Genomic DNA, 17,182 nt, shown 5'->3' on the forward strand with positions numbered 1-17,182 from the left:
CCCCTGCCGGGGCGGCGGCGCTCACTCGGCCACCCGGATGCTGATCTCGATCTTGGCGTCCGGGTCGATGCCGCGCTTCTCGCGCAACCGCTCGACGGCGGCGGCGACGTCCTCACCGGCCTCGACGCGCACCCAGGTGTCGTTGTCGGCGCGGGTCCGGTCGTCGCCCGTACCCGTGTCCTGCGGCGTCCGGTCGGTGGTCTTGTCCCGGGCCACCGGCTGCCGCCGATCAGTGATAACGGTCCGTTCGTCTGTCCTGGTCTTGTTGACCAGCAGGGTGACGACGGTGCTGTTGGCGGAGCTGAGCACGGTGGCCAGATTCTTGCTGTGCGCGTTGTGGCGTGCGGCCTCGCGCAGGTCGGCCAGGGTGTCCGCGGCCCGCTGATGGTCGTCACCGCCTTCGCCCGCCAACCGCTCCAGAGCGCGCAGCATGTCCCACTGGGTGGCGGCCAGCGCGTCGGCGAGGTTGCCCGCACCCGCCATGCTGGCCTTGTACACGGCCGCTTCCTCGGGCAGGTCAGCCTGTCCGAGCACGGTGACCAGCGCGGTGTCGTCGGAGAGCCCGCGCATGCGCCCCAGCAGGTCGTCGGTGGCGCGCGCGGTCCGCAGCCGGGGTGCGTCCTCGTCCAACCCGAGGATGTCTGCGTGCGCGGCCAGTTCCCTGACCAGGTGCTCGGTGGAGGCCTGCCACCGGGTGGCCTGTTCCTTGAGCTGCTCGGCCATGCGCTGGACGGCGCGCGCGTTGAGCACGGGCTGGCGGGACAGTCCGAAGACCTTCTCGGCCCGCTCGTTGGCGCGGTCGAAGTCCTCCTGGGTGGGCAGTTCCTGGCGGCGCAGCACGATGTCGTCGCTGAGCTGGCCGAAGCCGATGCCGGTGTAGCGCTTGCCCGCGCGGATCCAGGCCCGGTCGGACTGGATGGCGTAGACCTGCACGAGCAGGTCTACGACGTCCTCGGGCAGGCCTCGGCCGTCCTCGCGGTCGCGGATCCAACGCTTGAGATCCCTGACCCGGATGTCGGTGGTCTCGGCCTGGTTGATCCGCGCGTAGTGGTCGAGCCTGCGCACCCACTCGTCGCGCAGAACGAAGACCTCGGTGACCTTGGCGATCTCCAGCGGGTCGGCGATGCGGCGCAGCGCGGGCAGGTCGGTCTTGGCGGGGGTGTGGTTGTGCAGTTTCTCGGCCTTGGCCGCCTCCACGGCGCCCAGGACCGTGGACAGGTCGGCGCGGCGTACGGGGGTCTTGCCTCCCCCGATGGAGAAGTCGGGGTGCTCGGGGTAGAGGTGGTCCAGGAGCTTGCGGGTGATGCGCTCCATCGCGGCGGGGAACTGGCTGCCGGCCTCCAGCGGCACGGTCAGCGACGGCGGCAGCGGCTCGATGTGGCGCTCGGCGTGCGCGTCGTAGTCGGTACTGTCCGGGTCGGCCTCCACCAGCCCGTAGGCGCCCCGCATCAGCCCGCTGATCTGGGCGGTGAGCTGGTTGCGCTGGTTGTCGAGCTGGGCGCGGGCCTCGCGGCGGTCGTCACTGCTCCAGTCGGGGGCCTTCTCCTCGATGACGTCGGGCTGGAGGAGGTACTCCATCATCAGCACGCGCCGGGCGTCCTCGAGCCTGCGCGGTGACAGGAAGGTGGGCAGCCACACCAGGGTGGCGGGTGGCGTGGGGAACTCCTCGCGCAGCGACTGGACCCGGTGGCGGTCCTCGGCCGGTGTCTTGCCGTCCTCGTCGAAGGGGTAGTCGAGGACGACCCTGACCGCGTGGGCGTGTTCGGGCTGGAACTCCTCGCGGCCCATGTCCTCCGAGCGCACGTTGCCGAAGGCGACCTCGACCAGGCGCTGGGTGCCGCGCCAGACGACGTTGGTGCGTGCTGCGCCCTCGTCGAGGCCCATCTCCTTCCACAGCAGGCGCTTGAACAGGTGGCGCAGGGCGTGGTCGTTGGCCGCGGAGTAGGCCGTGCGCATCAGCGACTCGGTGTCCACCCGCAGCAGGTTGAGGGAGACGGTGGGGTCGGTGGCCTGGGCACCCACCCGCACCTCGCCGAACTGGGCGGCCATGTCCTTGAAGAACTGGGTGACGGCGGCGACGTCCTGGCCGGTGCGGCGGGCCTTGACGATGCCCTGGTTGAGGGCGATGGCTCGCCCTGCGGTGAGGTCCTTCAGCGCGGGCACGTAGGGCGTGAGCGCGCTCAGTAGCAGGGTCTTGACCAGCAGGTCCTCACGGCGGAAGGGGGCGCGCACGTCCAGCCCGGCGGCCTCGGCCTCGCTGGTGCCGTTGCGGTTGAGCAGCCAGGGGCGGACCTTGTTGCGGTAGAAGGTGCGGATCTTGGTGTACTCGGCGCTGAACTGGTCGGTGAAGGGGCGGTCCTCGCCCTCGAAGAGGACGTCGAAGACCGCGCCGAGCGGCACCATCTGCCCGACGGGCAGGGTGTCGCGGTGCTTGACCAGCAGCTGGAGCAGGAGCTTGAGGGCACTGCGCTGGCGCTGCAGAGCGGCGGACAGGTCCACCATGACGTGCAGCAGGGCGGGGCTGAAGGGGTAGAGCTTGCGGAAGTCCTCCCAGGTGCTGGTCTCACCGCCCTCGCTGTCCAGGAGGGCGTCGCGGACCTCGGGCCGGGTGCGGCTCATGCGTTCGAAGGCCGTGTCGATCTCGGCGGCGGCCCGGTCGTCGCGCGGCTTGATCAGGCGGTGGCGGACCACCTCGGTGAGGTTGGCGTCGGCGAGCTTGATGTGGCCGAAGCGCCCGTCCCAGTAGTTGATGGTCTGGGAGACGCCCTCGGTGCCGCCGCCCAGGCCGACGAGGTCGCGCAGGTCGCGCTGGCGGGGCACGAAGCTGATGATGGGCGCGGGCCGGTGGCTCTGGGAGGACTCGACCAGCTTCGCGATCTTCTGGATCTCGGAGTTGATGCGGCCCTCGTCGCCGATGAAGGCGGTGAAGCGCAGGATCAGCTCGTCCAGGAGCAGGATGACGGCGTCGCAGCCGAGTTGCTCACTGGCGTGCCGGCTGATGACGGCCAGGCCCTCGTCGATGCCGACGTAGGCGCTGCTGGAGTCGCCGACGGCCTCGGTGAAGCGTTTGAAGGGTCCGGCGATGAGGGCGCTGACGAGGTCGTCGCGCAGCGCGCGGTCGGCTCGGGAAGCCGTCTCGGGGACCACGGCGAAGGCCTGGTCGAGGGTCTCGGTGGTCCAGGTCGCCGGTCCACCGAAGTCGCCCCAAGCGCCGGCGTCCTGGGCGGTTCCGGTGCTCTCGCCCTTGGTCTCGCGGGGCGGCAACTGGGCGATGAAGGCCGCGTCGCCCTCGCGGGCGCGCAGCTCGCGGGCGTCGGCGAGCAGCCCGTCGGCTCGGTAGACGGCGGGCACGGACGCGTCGGGGTACTCGGCGCGGACCTGGCGCACGTAGCCGCCCAGGATGTGCGACTCGATGGACTCCTCGCCGATGAGGTGGCTCTTGACCTCGATGAACTTCTTGCCCTGCAACCAGGCGTCGTGCTTGGCGACGGTGTCGGCCAGACCGGCCTTGCCGCGGGCGTCGGGGTGGTGGTCCAGGATCGCGGAGAGCACGGCGAGGAAGTGGCTCTTACCCGCGCCGAAGGAGCCGTGCAGGTAGCTGGCCTGCGACTTGCCGTCCACGACGGAGGAACGGATGGTCTCCAGGGCCTGGTCGAAGGACTCGGCGAGCTGGGAGGTGACGACGTACTCGGAGAGGGCCTGGGCCTGGCGGCTGGAGGTGCTCTCGGTGAGCTTGACGACCAGGTCGCCTTCGTGGACGGCCTGGGGGATGTCGATGAGGTCGCTGATGACCCGGCTGCCGCCGGCGTCGTCGCCCGGTCCAGGGGGAGGTGTCGCCATCGTCGCCGTGTGCCCTTCTGACTGCTGTTGTGTGGGGAACGCGTACCACCCGGCGGGGAGCCTTCGGGGAAGGGGTCGTTGGTACACGATCCCGCATATGACCAGGTGCCCAGCCTACGTCGCTGTTGTGAGCTGGACACACGTGTTCATGGGGTGATCGGAGTGCGCCCGGTGGCCGGTTCCGGCCGTGGAAGAGGGGCTGAAAGACCCTTGTGCCGGGTGCGGCCCCGCGACGGGATTGCGCGGGGCCGCACCGTGCGCCACCAGGGGTTCGGTGTGCCGATGGCTGGGCTTCGGGGGTCAGGCCTTCTTACGTCCCCGGGCTGCGGGCCGCCACGCCTTCATCTCAGACTCGGTGATGCCGGTGGTGTCCCGCAGGGTAGTGAGGTCCTCTTCGGCGTGGTCGGCGGGGGTGTCGCCGTACTCGTCCTTCTCGCTGTGCCACTGCTTCACCCAGGGCAGGAGTTCGGCCAGTCCCGCGAGCAGCGGGACCATACGGTCGCGATGCTCCGACCAACCGTCCTGTTCAAGCCGCTCGTGGGCGAGGGTGGCCAGGGCGTCGGCCTGCTGGGCGTGGTCCCACCCGGCCCAGCCCAGGAGGAGGGTGGGGTCGGTGTCGGTCTCAGCGCCGAGGTAGGAGATGAAGCGTTCCTTGGGCACATCGAGTTTGCCCCGGTTCGACCAGTACTCGTTCTTGCGAAAGTCCCCGGACCTGTACTTGGGCGGGACGGGAATGTCGAGACGGCGCTCCTTCTCGCCCTCGGCCAGCTCTGCGTTGAGGGCATCCTCCTGGCGCTGGAGGTCCCATACGTGCTCCCAGTCCGCGCGCTTGCGCATGCCGGTGTCCTTGTAGCGCAGCGCTGCGAGGTAGGGCACGTGCTCGGTCTTGGCGATGTCTGCGATGACCTGAGCGAAGTCCTTGCTGGAATCGTAGAGGGCGGCGACCTCGGCGACCTCAGGGAACAGGTCACGCACTCGGTTGGCCAGGGCGCGAACGGAGAGCGGACGGGCGCGTTCCTCACCGTAGTCGTCGGTACTGAACCAGAGACGCCGGTCCTCGCACTTGTCCAGGAGCCAGGACTTGAGCGCGGCCTGCTGCTTCTTCTCCCAGGTCTCGGACTGCCAGCGGCGCTTGTACTCAGGACGCTCGATCAGGCCGATGTTCTTGTCGGACTCGATTAGTTCGATGCGCTTTGCGACGACCTTCTTGTAGAGGTCCGGCCAATGGTCCGGAATCTCTGTAACAGGAGTGGAACCGTGCCGATTGAACCACTCGGTGGAGATTTCTCCCTCTGCCACCTTGCGTGCGAGAACGATCTCAAAGGCCCGTTCCCCTAGGTCAATAGAAGGAACATTAGATGTGTCAGGTATGACAAGTTCAGATAGTTGGTCATCAGCGATGAGCCCGTACCGGTGGTAAACGTCCCAGTCAAGTTCTTCCTGAAGCGCGATTATCCGCTGCCGGGCGGCCGCATGCTCTATACGGGCTTCCTTGAGCCGGCCAGCCGTTGGCATCTCTGCCTCGACGATAATTGAGGGCTCCACGGACGACATCAACTGGGCTCGGGCGTCGATCTCCCTAGAATGAGAAAGCGGGAAATTTCCGGGAATCGGAAATTCTCCGAGCTTCGTTCCTGTGAACTCATAGAACCTCTCCCACGCAGCACTCGTAATACCACCACCTTCTCCCCTATTACCCTTGTCATGACAGACTTGCTTCATCCAGAAGCAGGCAGTCGAGGAGTTAAGAAGGCCCATCAAATCTAGATGCTGATCCTCGGTAGATTCATCTGGCAGCTTAATCACGGGAGCCGAACGATTGAAGACCTTACCACCTCGATCTAGCACGAAATGGTTATGAGTCGCCACAAAGGCAAAAGTAATTGACAAAGGAGAAGAATACGCAGATGACGTATGCTGCATATAGTCCCACCAGCCGAGGCCAGCATCGGACATGTCACCTTTAAATGTTCTCCGGGAAGCCAATATTGAGCGGAGAAACCAGAGATCCGACTTGACGATAGACAAGTCGAGGCCAGGCTCATACGGGTACCAAATGCGCTCTTCTGGAGACGAACTCCAGTCTCTAACGATCTCACCAACTAGCAAGGGGCGAAGGCCAAATCCATCTGCAACATGAGAGTAACTCGACCGCATCGGCCTAATGTAGGCCTCGTCAGAACCAGCCCTAATTGCCCGACCAATGGGCTTTTCAATAACCTCCCCCAGTGCTCGCTTTCCAGAGCCAATCAATCGATAAGTCTCAACAGCACCGCCACCCGACAGGCTCCAGGGGTGGTCAGCAAACCTAAGCCGATCGAAGTCACCCACAGAAACCCATTCAGATTCGCTGAATTCAGCAGATCGGAATTGTTCAACAATCGCTGACCATACCCGACCTTCTGAGGCCACCTCTGGCTGAGCTGGCTCTCCTCGAACCCCGAGAACCGCACGGATTTTTTCTTCTCGAGAAGGAAGCAAGTTCCTGCCAAAAATAATTACAGTTGGCGTCCCATGGCCCGGAATAAAAGCACCCGAGGAATCAATTACGTGGCTAAGCTGGACCTTCCCCCGAAAGAAATCCTCGATTAGTCTCTTGCCGAATTCCCGCTTCATGAAGGAGTTAGAAGTGATCTGTCCGACATATCCAGCACCAAGCTTGTCCCCTCCAGCTCGCTTCGCCAAGTCAAAAAAGCGCTCAACGAACGGCACCGAGAGGGCGTACGTTCCCGAACAGGTGGAGTACCGATTCCGGTAATTTAGGTTTTCCTGCTTATCTTTAACTGTGATGTAGGGCGGATTTCCCACAACAGCGTGATAGCTAGCCACTCCAAGAAGATCAAATTCGTTTACGTATTCACCAACATCCTCTGTCGAATATCGGTGAATACCACTATCGCTAAACAGGTCCTCCTGCCGCTGCGGTGCGCCTCGACCATGAAGCAGCGAGTCACCCGTAGCCACCACGATGGGCCACTCAGGGTTGCTCGAGCCCAAGCGGATGATTCCGGCTTCCTTCATAGCTGCAAGAAAGAGTCGAAAGCGAGCAATCGCGACAGCAAAGGGGTTCTTATCAACTCCGTGAACACTACGCAGGCTGCGGTTGATCAGATCCCAGTCCGAAGCTCCGGTTTCAGACTCACGCCACTTCGAAAGCAAGCGGTGAAACGCCCCGAGCAAGAAGTGACCGGACCCGCATGTGGGGTCAATCAATCGAAATCCGGTGTTTTCAGCCCGATAGATCCGATTTCCGTCGAGTCCGAACTCTTCCACCGCTGGCTCAAGGGTATAGTCGAGAATGAACTCCTCAACGAACTCCGGAGTCTGCAAAAGTGCGTAGGTCTTCCGAGTGGTCTCGGACAGGTCCTGGTAGAGGTCACCGAGGAAGCGAGTGTTCCACTCGGGATCAGTGAAGTCATGGAGCAGGTGTCCGTCATCGCCCACTGACCGCCAGAAGTCGATGAGAGCCTTGGCGGCCTGGTGGGACGGAGTGACCGCCCACATCGGGTTGTGCTTCTTGTCGAAGAGCCCAGCCATCACCGAGGACACGCTCATCTGCTCGAAGGCGTGCTCCAGCCAGTCACGGTCGGTGCGCTCGGGAGCGTCCGGGTTCTCGCTTCGCCCCTGGAGAACCCAGGCGTCCTTCAGCTCCTGCGCGATGCTGAAGCGGTCGGCCTCGTTCTTCGGCCCGGCGATGAAGGGCTGTTCCAGAAGACCATTGTCCTCACAGAAGCGGACGAACACCGTCGCCAGCACCCACGCCACCGCGGCCTGGGTCACCTGGCCCTCGCGCCATGCGCCCTCTGTGGTGGCGGTTCGCTCGGCATCCCGGGCACGCTGGTACTCACGCTTCAGGAACTCGTCGAAGGTCTCGGACTTCCCGGTGGGACCGATGCCCTTGATCGCGGTGGGGTCCTCGCTGCGTTCACGCAGGTCCGTCTCCAGCAAGCGAACCTGCTTCTGTAGGTCCTTCAGCAGCAGGGCGTGATCGACCACGGGGACTCCAAGACAGACGAGAGGGGCTGGGTTCTCCCATTGTCAGGCTTCCGGGCGCTCGAACGCACCCGGAATGAGCTAACGATGGCGGAGCTGTTCTCGCTTCGTTGCGCCGACGACAGGGCTGTGGCGGTGGCGAGCCATCACCCTGGGCCACCACCGCCACAGCGGTTCCTGATCAGACCAGGTCAGGTGCCGGGTCCAGCAGGATGAGGAGCGCACCGATGTCGGGAGACTCGGTCAGACCGGCAGGAGTGGCGACCCAGTAGGAGTGCGTGGCCTCCCCGAACCAGATCACCAGGCGCGGGTTGTGGGCCTGGGCGGAGGCGGCGCGCAGGTGTTCGCGGGCATACTCGGCACGGTGTCCGCCCAACCTCGGCAGGCGCTCGGCGCGACGCCTACGGCATGAAGGGTGAGTGCAGGAGGGGCAGACCGGACCGATCAGCGGAGTACGCCGTGGCAGGGGCGGGCGCCTGCGGAAGAGCGGATCGCTGGAGGGCCTTGGCGCGGGGATAGGATGCGTCACTGATCCTGCTTTCCTTCATTTCGCAGTGGTGGATTCCGGGATCGGATTGGGGCCCGGGTAGAGCGCGGCAAAGCTCTCCTGGGCCCTTCGCGCTTCAACGGCACTGACGCCGTCGATGTGGCGCGTGCTGCACGTGTCAGAGTTCGGTGTTCCAGAGGCTGTCCGTCAGGTCGTAGGCCAGGTGGAACCAGACCTTGCGGTAGCTGGGCTGACCGTTGTCGCCCCAGCGGGTGGCGAAGGCGTCGACCATCGCCAGGCCACGCCCGTTCTCGGCGACGAGATCGAGCCCTCCGGGGACGGAACGAGGTGCTCACGCTGATCGTGGCGGATCATCCGATCCGCCAGTTCGCCCTGGTCGCGACAAGTGAGCGTCATCCCGTCCCGGTGCCGTGCGACCAGGAGCGAGTACGAGCCTCCAGGCAGCCCTGACTTGGAGTGGCGCAGGGCGTTGTTGGCGAGTTCGGAACCGAGCAGCTTGAACAGGTACCGGTAGTCAGAGCTCTGCTGGGCGGCACAGGTGTCGAGGTAGGCGCGCACAAGCGGCATGTACTGCGGCGAGGATCCGAAGTCGTAGCGGCGAACGCTGTAGTGGGGCCGGCTGGGCTGGCCGTTGAAGTAGTGCCGGTAGGCGGGCGGCACCAGCTCGTTGAGCGGAACGGTCACCTCGGGCAGCACCGGCATCGGGGCTATTGCGGGCATGACGAACAGACTCCTTGCATGCGTGGAGGACATCGGGGTGGATCGGCGTGCCCGCAGGAGTGAGACCTTCGCGTTTCCCGCGTAGCAGGAAGGGGCACGGCGTAGTCTGACCAGCACCACTTCAACGCTCAGTGAGATGCCGATCACTGACTACGCTCCCCACCATACTCTCAATCACACTCCAGTCAACGACAGATTGGAAATTTGAGAGTTTTCCGCTTAGGATCCTGCCATGGCCATAGAGCGAAGCCCCTCCCTACGCCTCCGGCGACTTGCCGCTGAACTTCGTCGTGCGCGCGAACGAGCCAACCTCACCGGTTCTCAGGCCGCGAAGGCACTCAAGTGGAGCGCTGGCAAGCTGAGCAAGATCGAGCACACCGAGACCAAACGCATCTCCAGCAGCGATCTCGACAAGATGATGGATCTCTACGAGATCGAGGATCCAGAGATGCGCGACGCCATGCAGGCGCTCGCGAAGGATGCGAAGATCAGGGGTTGGTGGGCGAAGTACCGAGAGATCTTCGGCGACCAGGCTCTGCCAGACTTCGAAGCCGAAGCCTTCGTCATACGCACCTTCTCAACCCAAACCGTTCCTGGCCTGCTGCAGACCCCTGGCTACGCGGAAGCGATCTTCCAGGGAGGGCGGTACGTCAGCCCGCAGGAGGTCCAACGTCGGGTCGACTTCCGGATGGCACGGCGAGAGGTCCTCACTCGGTTTCGCCCGGTGCAACTGCGAGCGGTCATCGACGAAGCTGCCCTCCGGCGCCAGATTGGCGGCCAGAAGGTCATGGCTACTCAGATGGACCATCTGCTGTACATGGCACAGCTTCCCAACCTCGACATCCAGGTACTGCCGTTCACGGCAGGCGCTCATGCAGCACTCGCGGCGCCGTTTACTATCCTTGAGTTCTCTGAACCGTTGGACACGCCGATCGTCTACGTAGGGACGGTGACGGACTCGCTCTTCATCGAAGAGGCTGACCAGGTCACGCAGTACAGCGCAACCTTCGGCGATGTTCAGGCCTCCGCCCTGAGTACAGCCAAGTCTGCCTCTTTCATCAAGGACGTGGCAGCAGCCCTAGAGAGTGACTAGTGACGAACCTCGTGTTCCGGAAGAGCAGCTACAGCGGCCAAGACCAAGACTGCGTCGAGGTCGCTGACCTGCCCTGCGGGGCCGCCGTTCGGGACTCCAAGCGCCCAGAACGCGGCCACCTCCCCTTCCCCTCCGCCGAGTGGGGTGCCTTCCTCACCGCCGCGCGGTCGGACCTGTCATAGCAGCTCGTGAAGCCGCTTTGAGGTGGGGCGGGCGCGCCGGCTGCGCCCGCCCCACCTCGCACTCCCCCACTCCCCCGGTTCCGGCCGCTCAGGCGAAGAGGTTGACCGTGTACCCCAGGGACCGCATGTACGCATGGGTGGTTAGGAGCGGGTCATCGGAGTCCAGGTCCAGCGGATCCCAGCAGAAGCCCACCAGGGCATCGATCGCCGGTTCGAGCTCCGGGTCCCTGATGTCCGGCTCCTGGTGCAGCCAGTCGAACCCCACCCGCGACATCCCTTCAGCGGTGCGTCCGTTGAGGAACCTCTCCTCGTAGGGCATGCGACGCAGAACCATGCCTTCCGGGCTCGCCCGGAGCAGGTTCAGGCAGGACGAGGGGTACAGCGGCGGCAGCTCACACGCCACGGCGATGTCCTGCGACTCCCATGCGACGAAGACCTCGTCCACCGGTACGGCCGCCGCGAGGAAGGACAGCTCGGCGATTCCCTGAGCCGCGTCCTTCCCCTGGTAGACCGGCCGCAGTTGGGCGAACCCGATCGGTTTTCCGTTCAGGAACGGATATACGGACGGCATGAGGACCCCGCCGGCCTCGGCCCCGATGGACTCGTGCGCGCCTTTCACCGCACCGGTCATCGTGTCCCACAACGATCGCTCCACGCGCTCCCCTGACTCTGCTCGGCTCGGCATATCTAACAGATCGTGACGACGCGAACCTACTGCGTGGCAGCGACACTCACGTGTCCCGTCCCCACCTCGGCGTCGAGACCGTTTCCCGGACCTCGATGGCCATCCGACGTCCACCACCCTCCGCCCGCACGCCAACCTCACCGCGCCACGAATCTCCACCATCCCTGGCAGGTAAGGATCACGGCGCCTCAACACTCGGCCATTCGAACTCGCGATCGAATTCGATGACCATATTCGACTCCTTGTACGGAAATGACCTCGCTCGAACCGCGCACACAACGACAGCGGACAATTCCCGTGCGGAAGAAGGCCGCCTCTGCCATCCTGGAAAAACCCAAGGTTCGCATACTTCCCAGGACGCCCCCTTTGATCAAGCGCATCACACATGTCGCGAATTTCCGTTGCTACCAGGGATGGAAGGAGCATCCCAACGCCGTCGACTTCCAGCGGCTCAACCTGGTCTACGCCCCCAACGGGACAGGCAAGAGCACCCTGGCCACCCTGCTCAGCGGGGTGCCGGAAGACCCGGAATGGTCACATGGCATGAAAGCGGTCATCCAGACGGATCATGAGGGAAACACTCGGGAAAAGGTCAAGTCCGCCGGTGACTGGGCATGGGACAACGTACGGCTGTTCAGTGCCGACTACGTTCGCCGGAATCTTCGTTTCGATGCCGAGGACGCGGGCACCGGCGCCCCGGCACTGATGTATCTGGGCGAACCCAGCATCGAACTCAAGGAGCGTCGGGAAGCGGCCCAGCGGCGTATCGAGGAACTCGGGCCGCGAATCAAGGACCTCCAGAAGCGAAGGAACCGGGAGCAGCGCAAGCGCGAGGAACTCTGCCGCGATCTCGGCCGACGGGCCAACAAGGAGCTCTTCTCCGCGAACGACCGCTTCAGCCGCGCCTTCAACCGCGGCCACGTCGAGAGGGCTCTGGAGGGCCCCCTCACCACGCTGGAGGACCTCGACCGGTGCGAGGACCAGGACCGCGCTCTGATCCACGGTCCCGCGTGGGCGCCCGTGGGCGTCACGGCTCAGGCCGAGCCGTCGGTCCACGACCTGCGGAACCGGCTCACCGATCTACTGGCGCGCACGGTGACGTCCGAGGTGATCGCCGACCTGGCGTCCGACCAGGCCCACGGTGACTGGGTTCGCGACGGCCTGGCCCTGCACGCCGACCGCGACACCTGCCTGTTCTGCGAGTCCCCCGTCGGGGAGGAGCGCAGGCGGAGGCTGGAGCACCACTTCGACGAGAGCTACAAGCGGCTCCAGGACGAGATCGGCGCGCTGGAGCAGGAGGTCGGCCGCCTCCGGCAGCGGTTCGGCGGGCTTCCTGCCGGGCTGCCCACCGGGGAGCAGCTCTTCGAGCACCTGCGCGAGCGGTACGGCGACGCGGTGAAGAAGGCCCGGTCCGACATCGACGACCTCCTGCTGAGCCTGGACCGGTTCGATCGGGCCCTAGGGGAGAAGAAGGGCGCCATGTTCACCGCGCTCACCGCACCCACCGACGTGGAGACACTCGCCGTGGACCTCGGCGAGCTGCACTCGATCCTCGAAGAGCACGACCAGGGCACGCGAACACGCGAGCTGGACCGCTCCCGCGCGGCCGAGCGCGAGTTCGAGCGGATGCTGCACGGAATCGAGGAGACCTGGCGGGACCACCGCTCCCACCAGGAGTCACTCGACACGGAGATCGAAGAACACCAGGAAGCCCTGGCCAAGTATCAGGGAGTCCTCCTGGAAACCCCGCAGGAAGGGCCTGACCCCCACCACTTCCTCCCGCTGCTCAACCTCGACATCCGTAGCCTCCTCCGACACGAGGAACTCACCTTCGGCTACGAGGACGGGCACTACCAGGTCATGCGCTCCGGTAGCCCCGCCCACAACCTCAGCGAGGGCGAGAAGACCGCGATCGCACTGCTCTACTTCCTCCAGAGCCTGACGGAACGCGGGCGGGACCTGAAGCAGACCATCGTCGTGGTGGACGACCCCGTCTCCAGCCTCGACGACCACCTGATGTACGGCGTCTACTCCACACTGGCCACCCGGTTGGAACCGGGAAAGCTCTGCCGTCAGCTGTTCGTCTTCACGCACAGTACCCAGTTCCTTCGGCACTGGTCCCGCGATCTCCTGCGGGGCGCCCCGGATGTTCGGCGGTCCCACGCCACGCTCCACTTCATGAAGTCCGTGGAGCGCCCCGACCGGGACGGTTCGGGCCGGACCACGCGTCAACCCGTCCTGGACCCGGTCGACCTGGAGAGCCCGGTCGCGACGATCCTCGGCGCCGACTACCTCCTGCTCTTCCACCGGGCCGCCTGGGATCTGCTGGAGGCCACGCAGGGAACCTGCGTGACCGCCGACATCCGGCTCGCCACGTCCACGCCCAACGACGCCCGCAAACTCCTGGAGCACTTCCTGCACTTCAAGGCGCCCAGGCAGGCCACGAATCTGACGGAGGCGGTCAAGTACGTCCTGCGGGGGGATCCCGCTCGCGCCGACCGCCTGATGAAGTTCCTGAACCATCACTCCCACGGCACGTTCGGTGAGGGCGACGGGCGGATCCTCGATTTCCGGGGCCGCGAGGTCATCTCCGACGTGTTCGCGTTGATGCGTGAGCACGACAGGAACCACTTCGAGGGCGTGTGTCACCGGCTGCGGCTCACGGAGTACATGGACCGGCTCGTCTCCGTCTGACCAGCGGCCCCGGCCGCTTCGGGAGCCGGTTCGGCGAGGCCGCCCCACCGAACCGGCTCCCCGCCGGGCGTGCACGCGTTCTCGCTCGCGACCGGAGACCGGTCGAGCAGTACGCCGACGAGCCCAGCGCTCACGGTCATAGCGAGAGCAGCCGACCATGTCGCGTCGGGCTCACTCCCTGGTCCGGATCACCAGCGTCCCCGCATTCCTGTCGTGCAGAGTCCGGCTCCACGGATCCGTCCGTGCCACGAGGGACTCGAGGAACACCGCGAGGTGGCCCAGCACGGGAATGGTCTGCGGTAATCCAAAGAAAGCCGCCCTGGCCGCTGCCCTCCGATGGGAGAGCGGCCCGCCTCCCCCTGCGTTCACGACACTGAGGCCCAGGAGCATCTTGCCGAAGGTGGCGCCCCGGTATCTGAGGAACAGCCAGTCGTAGAGGAACAGCAGGACGCCCCAGCCGAAGAGGAACAAGGCCGCAACGATGTTGGCCAGCAACTGCATGAAGCCGTCCGAAGCGGCGAACAGCGACGCCACCAAGACGGCGACGAAGACGGCTCCCAGCGCGAAGAGGAACACCAGCGCGTAGTCGATGACTCGCGCGGCCATCCTTCCCCGAAGGCTCGCGGGCCGGTGCCCGGACGGTGGTGACTGCGGCGGTCTCGGCCCAGATCCCGCCAACTGCTGGGGCGCAGGAGCCCAAGCGGGTCCTGCCTTTCGAACCGTGGGAGGCGCGGGCCTCGGCCCCGGAACCGGAGGTGCGACCGGCGGAACGACCATACCTCTGAGGTCCGGTGCCGGAGGCCGCGGGCCGAGGGCCCCGGGGATGGGCGTGCGCACGGGGGCCACGTACACGCGCACGGGGAGGTCGGTCTCCCCCGCTCTACCCTCCAGTGTGAGCACGCCCTCCAGGTTGCCCGACCGACTCGTGTCCACCGCCACGTCGACGCCGTCCGCCTCCACCGCCGCATGGATCCAGTCGTTCCGGGGATGCGGCACACAGTCGTGTGCCAGGGCGGGCCCCAGGAGCTGGACCCGCCGGTGCGGTTCCGGCTCGTACTGACCGATGCGGCCGAAGTCCAGCCGTCCCGGTGAAGGGCGCACCACTACCTCGGCCAGCGCTTGGGACGCCTCGTCGGCGATCGACCTGATGTCGTTGCGGACCAGTCCGCGCAGGACTCGGCACGCCGCCTCCGCGGTCTCCTGGTCCTGGCTCTGCAGACGTCGGCGCAGTTCTGGCACCGAGCCGCGCCGGCTGAACGGGTCCGAGCTGGAGACCGCCGACCTGAGGTCCTCCGGCAGGCCCTCGCCGTCGGTCCGCCGCCTCCTGCTCCGGGCGAGGTAGACATCGCCCTGCAGGTGGATGCTGCGGCTGGGTGTCTGGTGCGGGTTCTCCTGGCGCACCCGGTCGTAGACGTAGTCGTACAACTCGTTGATGGACACGCGTCCGTCCGAGTCCAGGTCCGCCTCGCCCGAGGCCAGGCCGGAGGTGAGTGCCCGGGTGAACACCGACGGGCACACCTGCCTGTCCGCCCTCAGGTGGGAGCCCTCGAAGGCGTACTCCATGGCGTTGGACGCGGTGATCACCGCCCAGCCGCGTCCACTGTCGAAACCCTCCCCGGAGAAGGAGTCGAACACGTTGACGTCCCCGGCCGCACGGGGACCCATCCCCGCCATGAATGCGCCGCCGTAGCAGCAGTCGAGGAGGAGGACGACGTTGCGGGCCCGGCTTCCGGTCATATGTCCGCGCACGAAGTCCGCGGACACGGCGGTCGAGGACAGTCTCCGGGGCAGGGTGTCGGCGGCTGCGAAGAAGAGCCGTCCGGAGTCGTCCTTCAGTCCGTGGCAGGAGAAGTGCAGCAACAGCGAGTCACTTCTCCGGCGATCGGCGAAGAAGTCCTCCACCCGCCTGGCCACCACGTGCGCGGGCTCGTTTCGCACCACGTCCACACCGAACCCGCCGATCTCCGGGTTCCCGAGAACCTCGGCCAAGGCGACGGCGTCCTCGTCCGGTGCGAGCAGGTGTTCGAGATCGTCGTGCTCGTAGGTGTTAGTGGCGACGATCAGGGCGTGGCGGTCACCGTTCACCGCTGTTCACCACTGCCGGAGTGTCGGCCGACGAAGAGCTCGAAAGACCGGGCCGCCTGCTCGGGCGAGGCTTCGGAGATCTCCAGAACGTCTCCGTCGATCACCAACCGGATGGTCGGGCGCTCCCGACACCGAGCCCGCCAGCCCCGGACGACGTCGATGACCGTACCCAGGGCGGTGGCGGACTGGTTGAGCGTTACCAGCAGGGCTCCGACCTCGGCCATACCCCAGCCGCGCGCGCCGGGAGGAGTCTGGCCGTCCCGAAGAGGAACGACATCGTGCACGTCGAGTTGGAGCAGTTCGCGCCGGAGCTGGTGGGCCATCTCGTCCAGATGATCGGCAGCGGTCTCCTCCTCGGTGAGGAGAACCTTCAGAGACGTATCCACCGGACCGCTCCTCCCCTGGGACGGGTGCGAGATACCGCGCATACGAAAGACGGTTTTGTACCATTCTGCTCCCCTTGAAGCTGTTTGTGAATCCACTGTCCACAGAAGGCCACCGGGGCGTACCGCACGGACCTACACCCACGGCCCCGTCCAGAAGCACACAGGCGTGGAGTGCGAACACTCCACGCCTGTTGACGTAACCGGCTCGACGATGTCAGCTCAGCACCACGGTCGGGGTTTCCAACCGCTCAGCAAAAGGGCGATCGCGTCCAGCACTACCTTCTGCCGCCCGAACACCAGGTTGAGAGCTTCGATCTGATAGTGGACACCCTCGACAGGCAGAACTGGCGAGCTGAGCATGTCGATGACATCGTCAAGCGAGCGGGGCTGCCCGAGGCCGACCATGTACCGGAAGGACGTCGCATAGATCTCGTTGAAGGGCAGCGGCCGCAGGCAGAGCTGCTGCGGTGTGGCCACGGCCCACGTCCACGTGATCTCGGAGAACGCGGGCCATCCCGCGGGCATTTTCACGGCAGCGGTGCCGGAGTCCAACTCTGCACGGAGACGGTTCGGCCGAACTGACCCAGTCTTCGGTCTTGAAGACTTCGGGGAGTGAATAGGCGTCGATCGGCCACTTGATCTCGAAACAGACACCTCGCCGTGTTCGCGGGTCCACGGCCACCACGTCAAGGTCCCCAGCAGGCCGACGGTCCGGCCGCCGGGCTCGTATCCGTTCGGCCACGAGAACACCGGGTATCCGGCCGAGCCAGTCCTTCCATTTCACCGCCCGGCGCCCCTGACGCTGACCGATGGGCCCGTAGCGGCCGGGATCGTAGGCGGCGCCGCGCAGGACGATCGCGTCGATGGCTCGCGGAGTGGTCAGCGGCGGGCACAGGATGATGGCACCCTCGACTTCCGCCAACGGTGATGTCCGACAGGAGCGGCCGACAGCGAACGTGAGGCGTTCGATGATGGCGTCGATGTGTGCTGGCGGAA

10 protein-coding genes and 1 pseudogene are annotated in these 17,182 nt (G+C 65.6%); 3 read left to right on the forward strand and 8 right to left on the reverse strand.

What is annotated here, in order from left to right:
- Positions 1–21 precede the first annotated feature (21 nt).
- The 4 genes and pseudogenes from NOSIN_RS11215 to NOSIN_RS11230 form a co-directional block, all read right to left on the reverse strand.
- Entirely contained in the window at positions 22–3,840 is a 3,819-nt protein-coding gene (locus tag NOSIN_RS11215; protein ID WP_077690681.1) for a phage resistance protein, read from the reverse strand.
- A 300-nt stretch (positions 3,841–4,140) separates the two neighbouring features.
- The gene (gene pglX, locus NOSIN_RS11220) at positions 4,141–7,836 is read right to left on the reverse strand and encodes a BREX-2 system adenine-specific DNA-methyltransferase PglX (protein ID WP_077690682.1); all 3,696 of its coding nucleotides are present in this window, start codon (positions 7,834–7,836) and stop codon (positions 4,141–4,143) included.
- 178 nt (positions 7,837–8,014) lie between these two features.
- A complete protein-coding gene (locus tag NOSIN_RS28105; protein ID WP_309232685.1) occupies positions 8,015–8,209 on the reverse strand; it encodes a hypothetical protein in 195 nt (64 codons plus the stop codon).
- A 289-nt stretch (positions 8,210–8,498) separates the two neighbouring features.
- A pseudogene (locus NOSIN_RS11230) lies at positions 8,499–9,061 on the reverse strand (ATP-binding protein).
- Between the two features lie 232 nt (positions 9,062–9,293).
- Between NOSIN_RS11230 and NOSIN_RS11235 the strand changes: the two are divergent.
- Entirely contained in the window at positions 9,294–10,154 is an 861-nt protein-coding gene (locus NOSIN_RS11235; RefSeq protein WP_077690684.1) for a helix-turn-helix domain-containing protein, read from the forward strand.
- A gap of 11 nt (positions 10,155–10,165) precedes the next feature.
- Positions 10,166–10,336, forward strand: a complete 171-nt coding sequence (locus NOSIN_RS11240) for a DUF397 domain-containing protein (protein WP_236743464.1) — start codon at positions 10,166–10,168, stop codon at positions 10,334–10,336.
- A gap of 88 nt (positions 10,337–10,424) precedes the next feature.
- Here the strand turns inward: NOSIN_RS11240 and NOSIN_RS11245 are convergent, their stop codons facing one another.
- A complete protein-coding gene (locus NOSIN_RS11245) occupies positions 10,425–10,991 on the reverse strand; it encodes a hypothetical protein (protein ID WP_143832920.1) in 567 nt (188 codons plus the stop codon).
- A 396-nt stretch (positions 10,992–11,387) separates the two neighbouring features.
- On the opposite strand from NOSIN_RS11245, the gene NOSIN_RS11250 reads away from it, so the two are divergent.
- The gene (locus tag NOSIN_RS11250) at positions 11,388–13,715 is read left to right on the forward strand and encodes an AAA family ATPase (protein ID WP_077690687.1); all 2,328 of its coding nucleotides are present in this window, start codon (positions 11,388–11,390) and stop codon (positions 13,713–13,715) included.
- A 171-nt stretch (positions 13,716–13,886) separates the two neighbouring features.
- Here NOSIN_RS11250 and NOSIN_RS11255 read toward each other — a convergent pair whose 3' ends face one another.
- The 3 genes from NOSIN_RS11255 to NOSIN_RS11265 all read right to left on the reverse strand — a co-directional run bounded on the left by NOSIN_RS11255 (position 13,887) and on the right by NOSIN_RS11265 (position 16,663).
- Entirely contained in the window at positions 13,887–15,800 is a 1,914-nt protein-coding gene (locus NOSIN_RS11255; protein WP_077690688.1) for a caspase, EACC1-associated type, read from the reverse strand.
- On the reverse strand, positions 15,797–16,186 hold the full coding sequence (locus NOSIN_RS11260) for an effector-associated constant component EACC1 (protein WP_077690689.1): 390 nt from the start codon (positions 16,184–16,186) through the stop codon (positions 15,797–15,799). The genes NOSIN_RS11255 and NOSIN_RS11260 overlap by 4 nt, the downstream gene beginning before the upstream one ends.
- Before the next feature lie 219 nt (positions 16,187–16,405).
- Positions 16,406–16,663, reverse strand: coding sequence for a hypothetical protein (locus NOSIN_RS11265; RefSeq protein WP_143832921.1), 258 nt, complete (start codon positions 16,661–16,663; stop codon positions 16,406–16,408).
- Positions 16,664–17,182 lie beyond the last annotated feature (519 nt).

The sequence above is a fragment of the Nocardiopsis sinuspersici genome (assembly GCF_001998325.1).
GTDB classification, from domain to species: Bacteria; Actinomycetota; Actinomycetes; order Streptosporangiales; family Streptosporangiaceae; genus Nocardiopsis; species Nocardiopsis sinuspersici.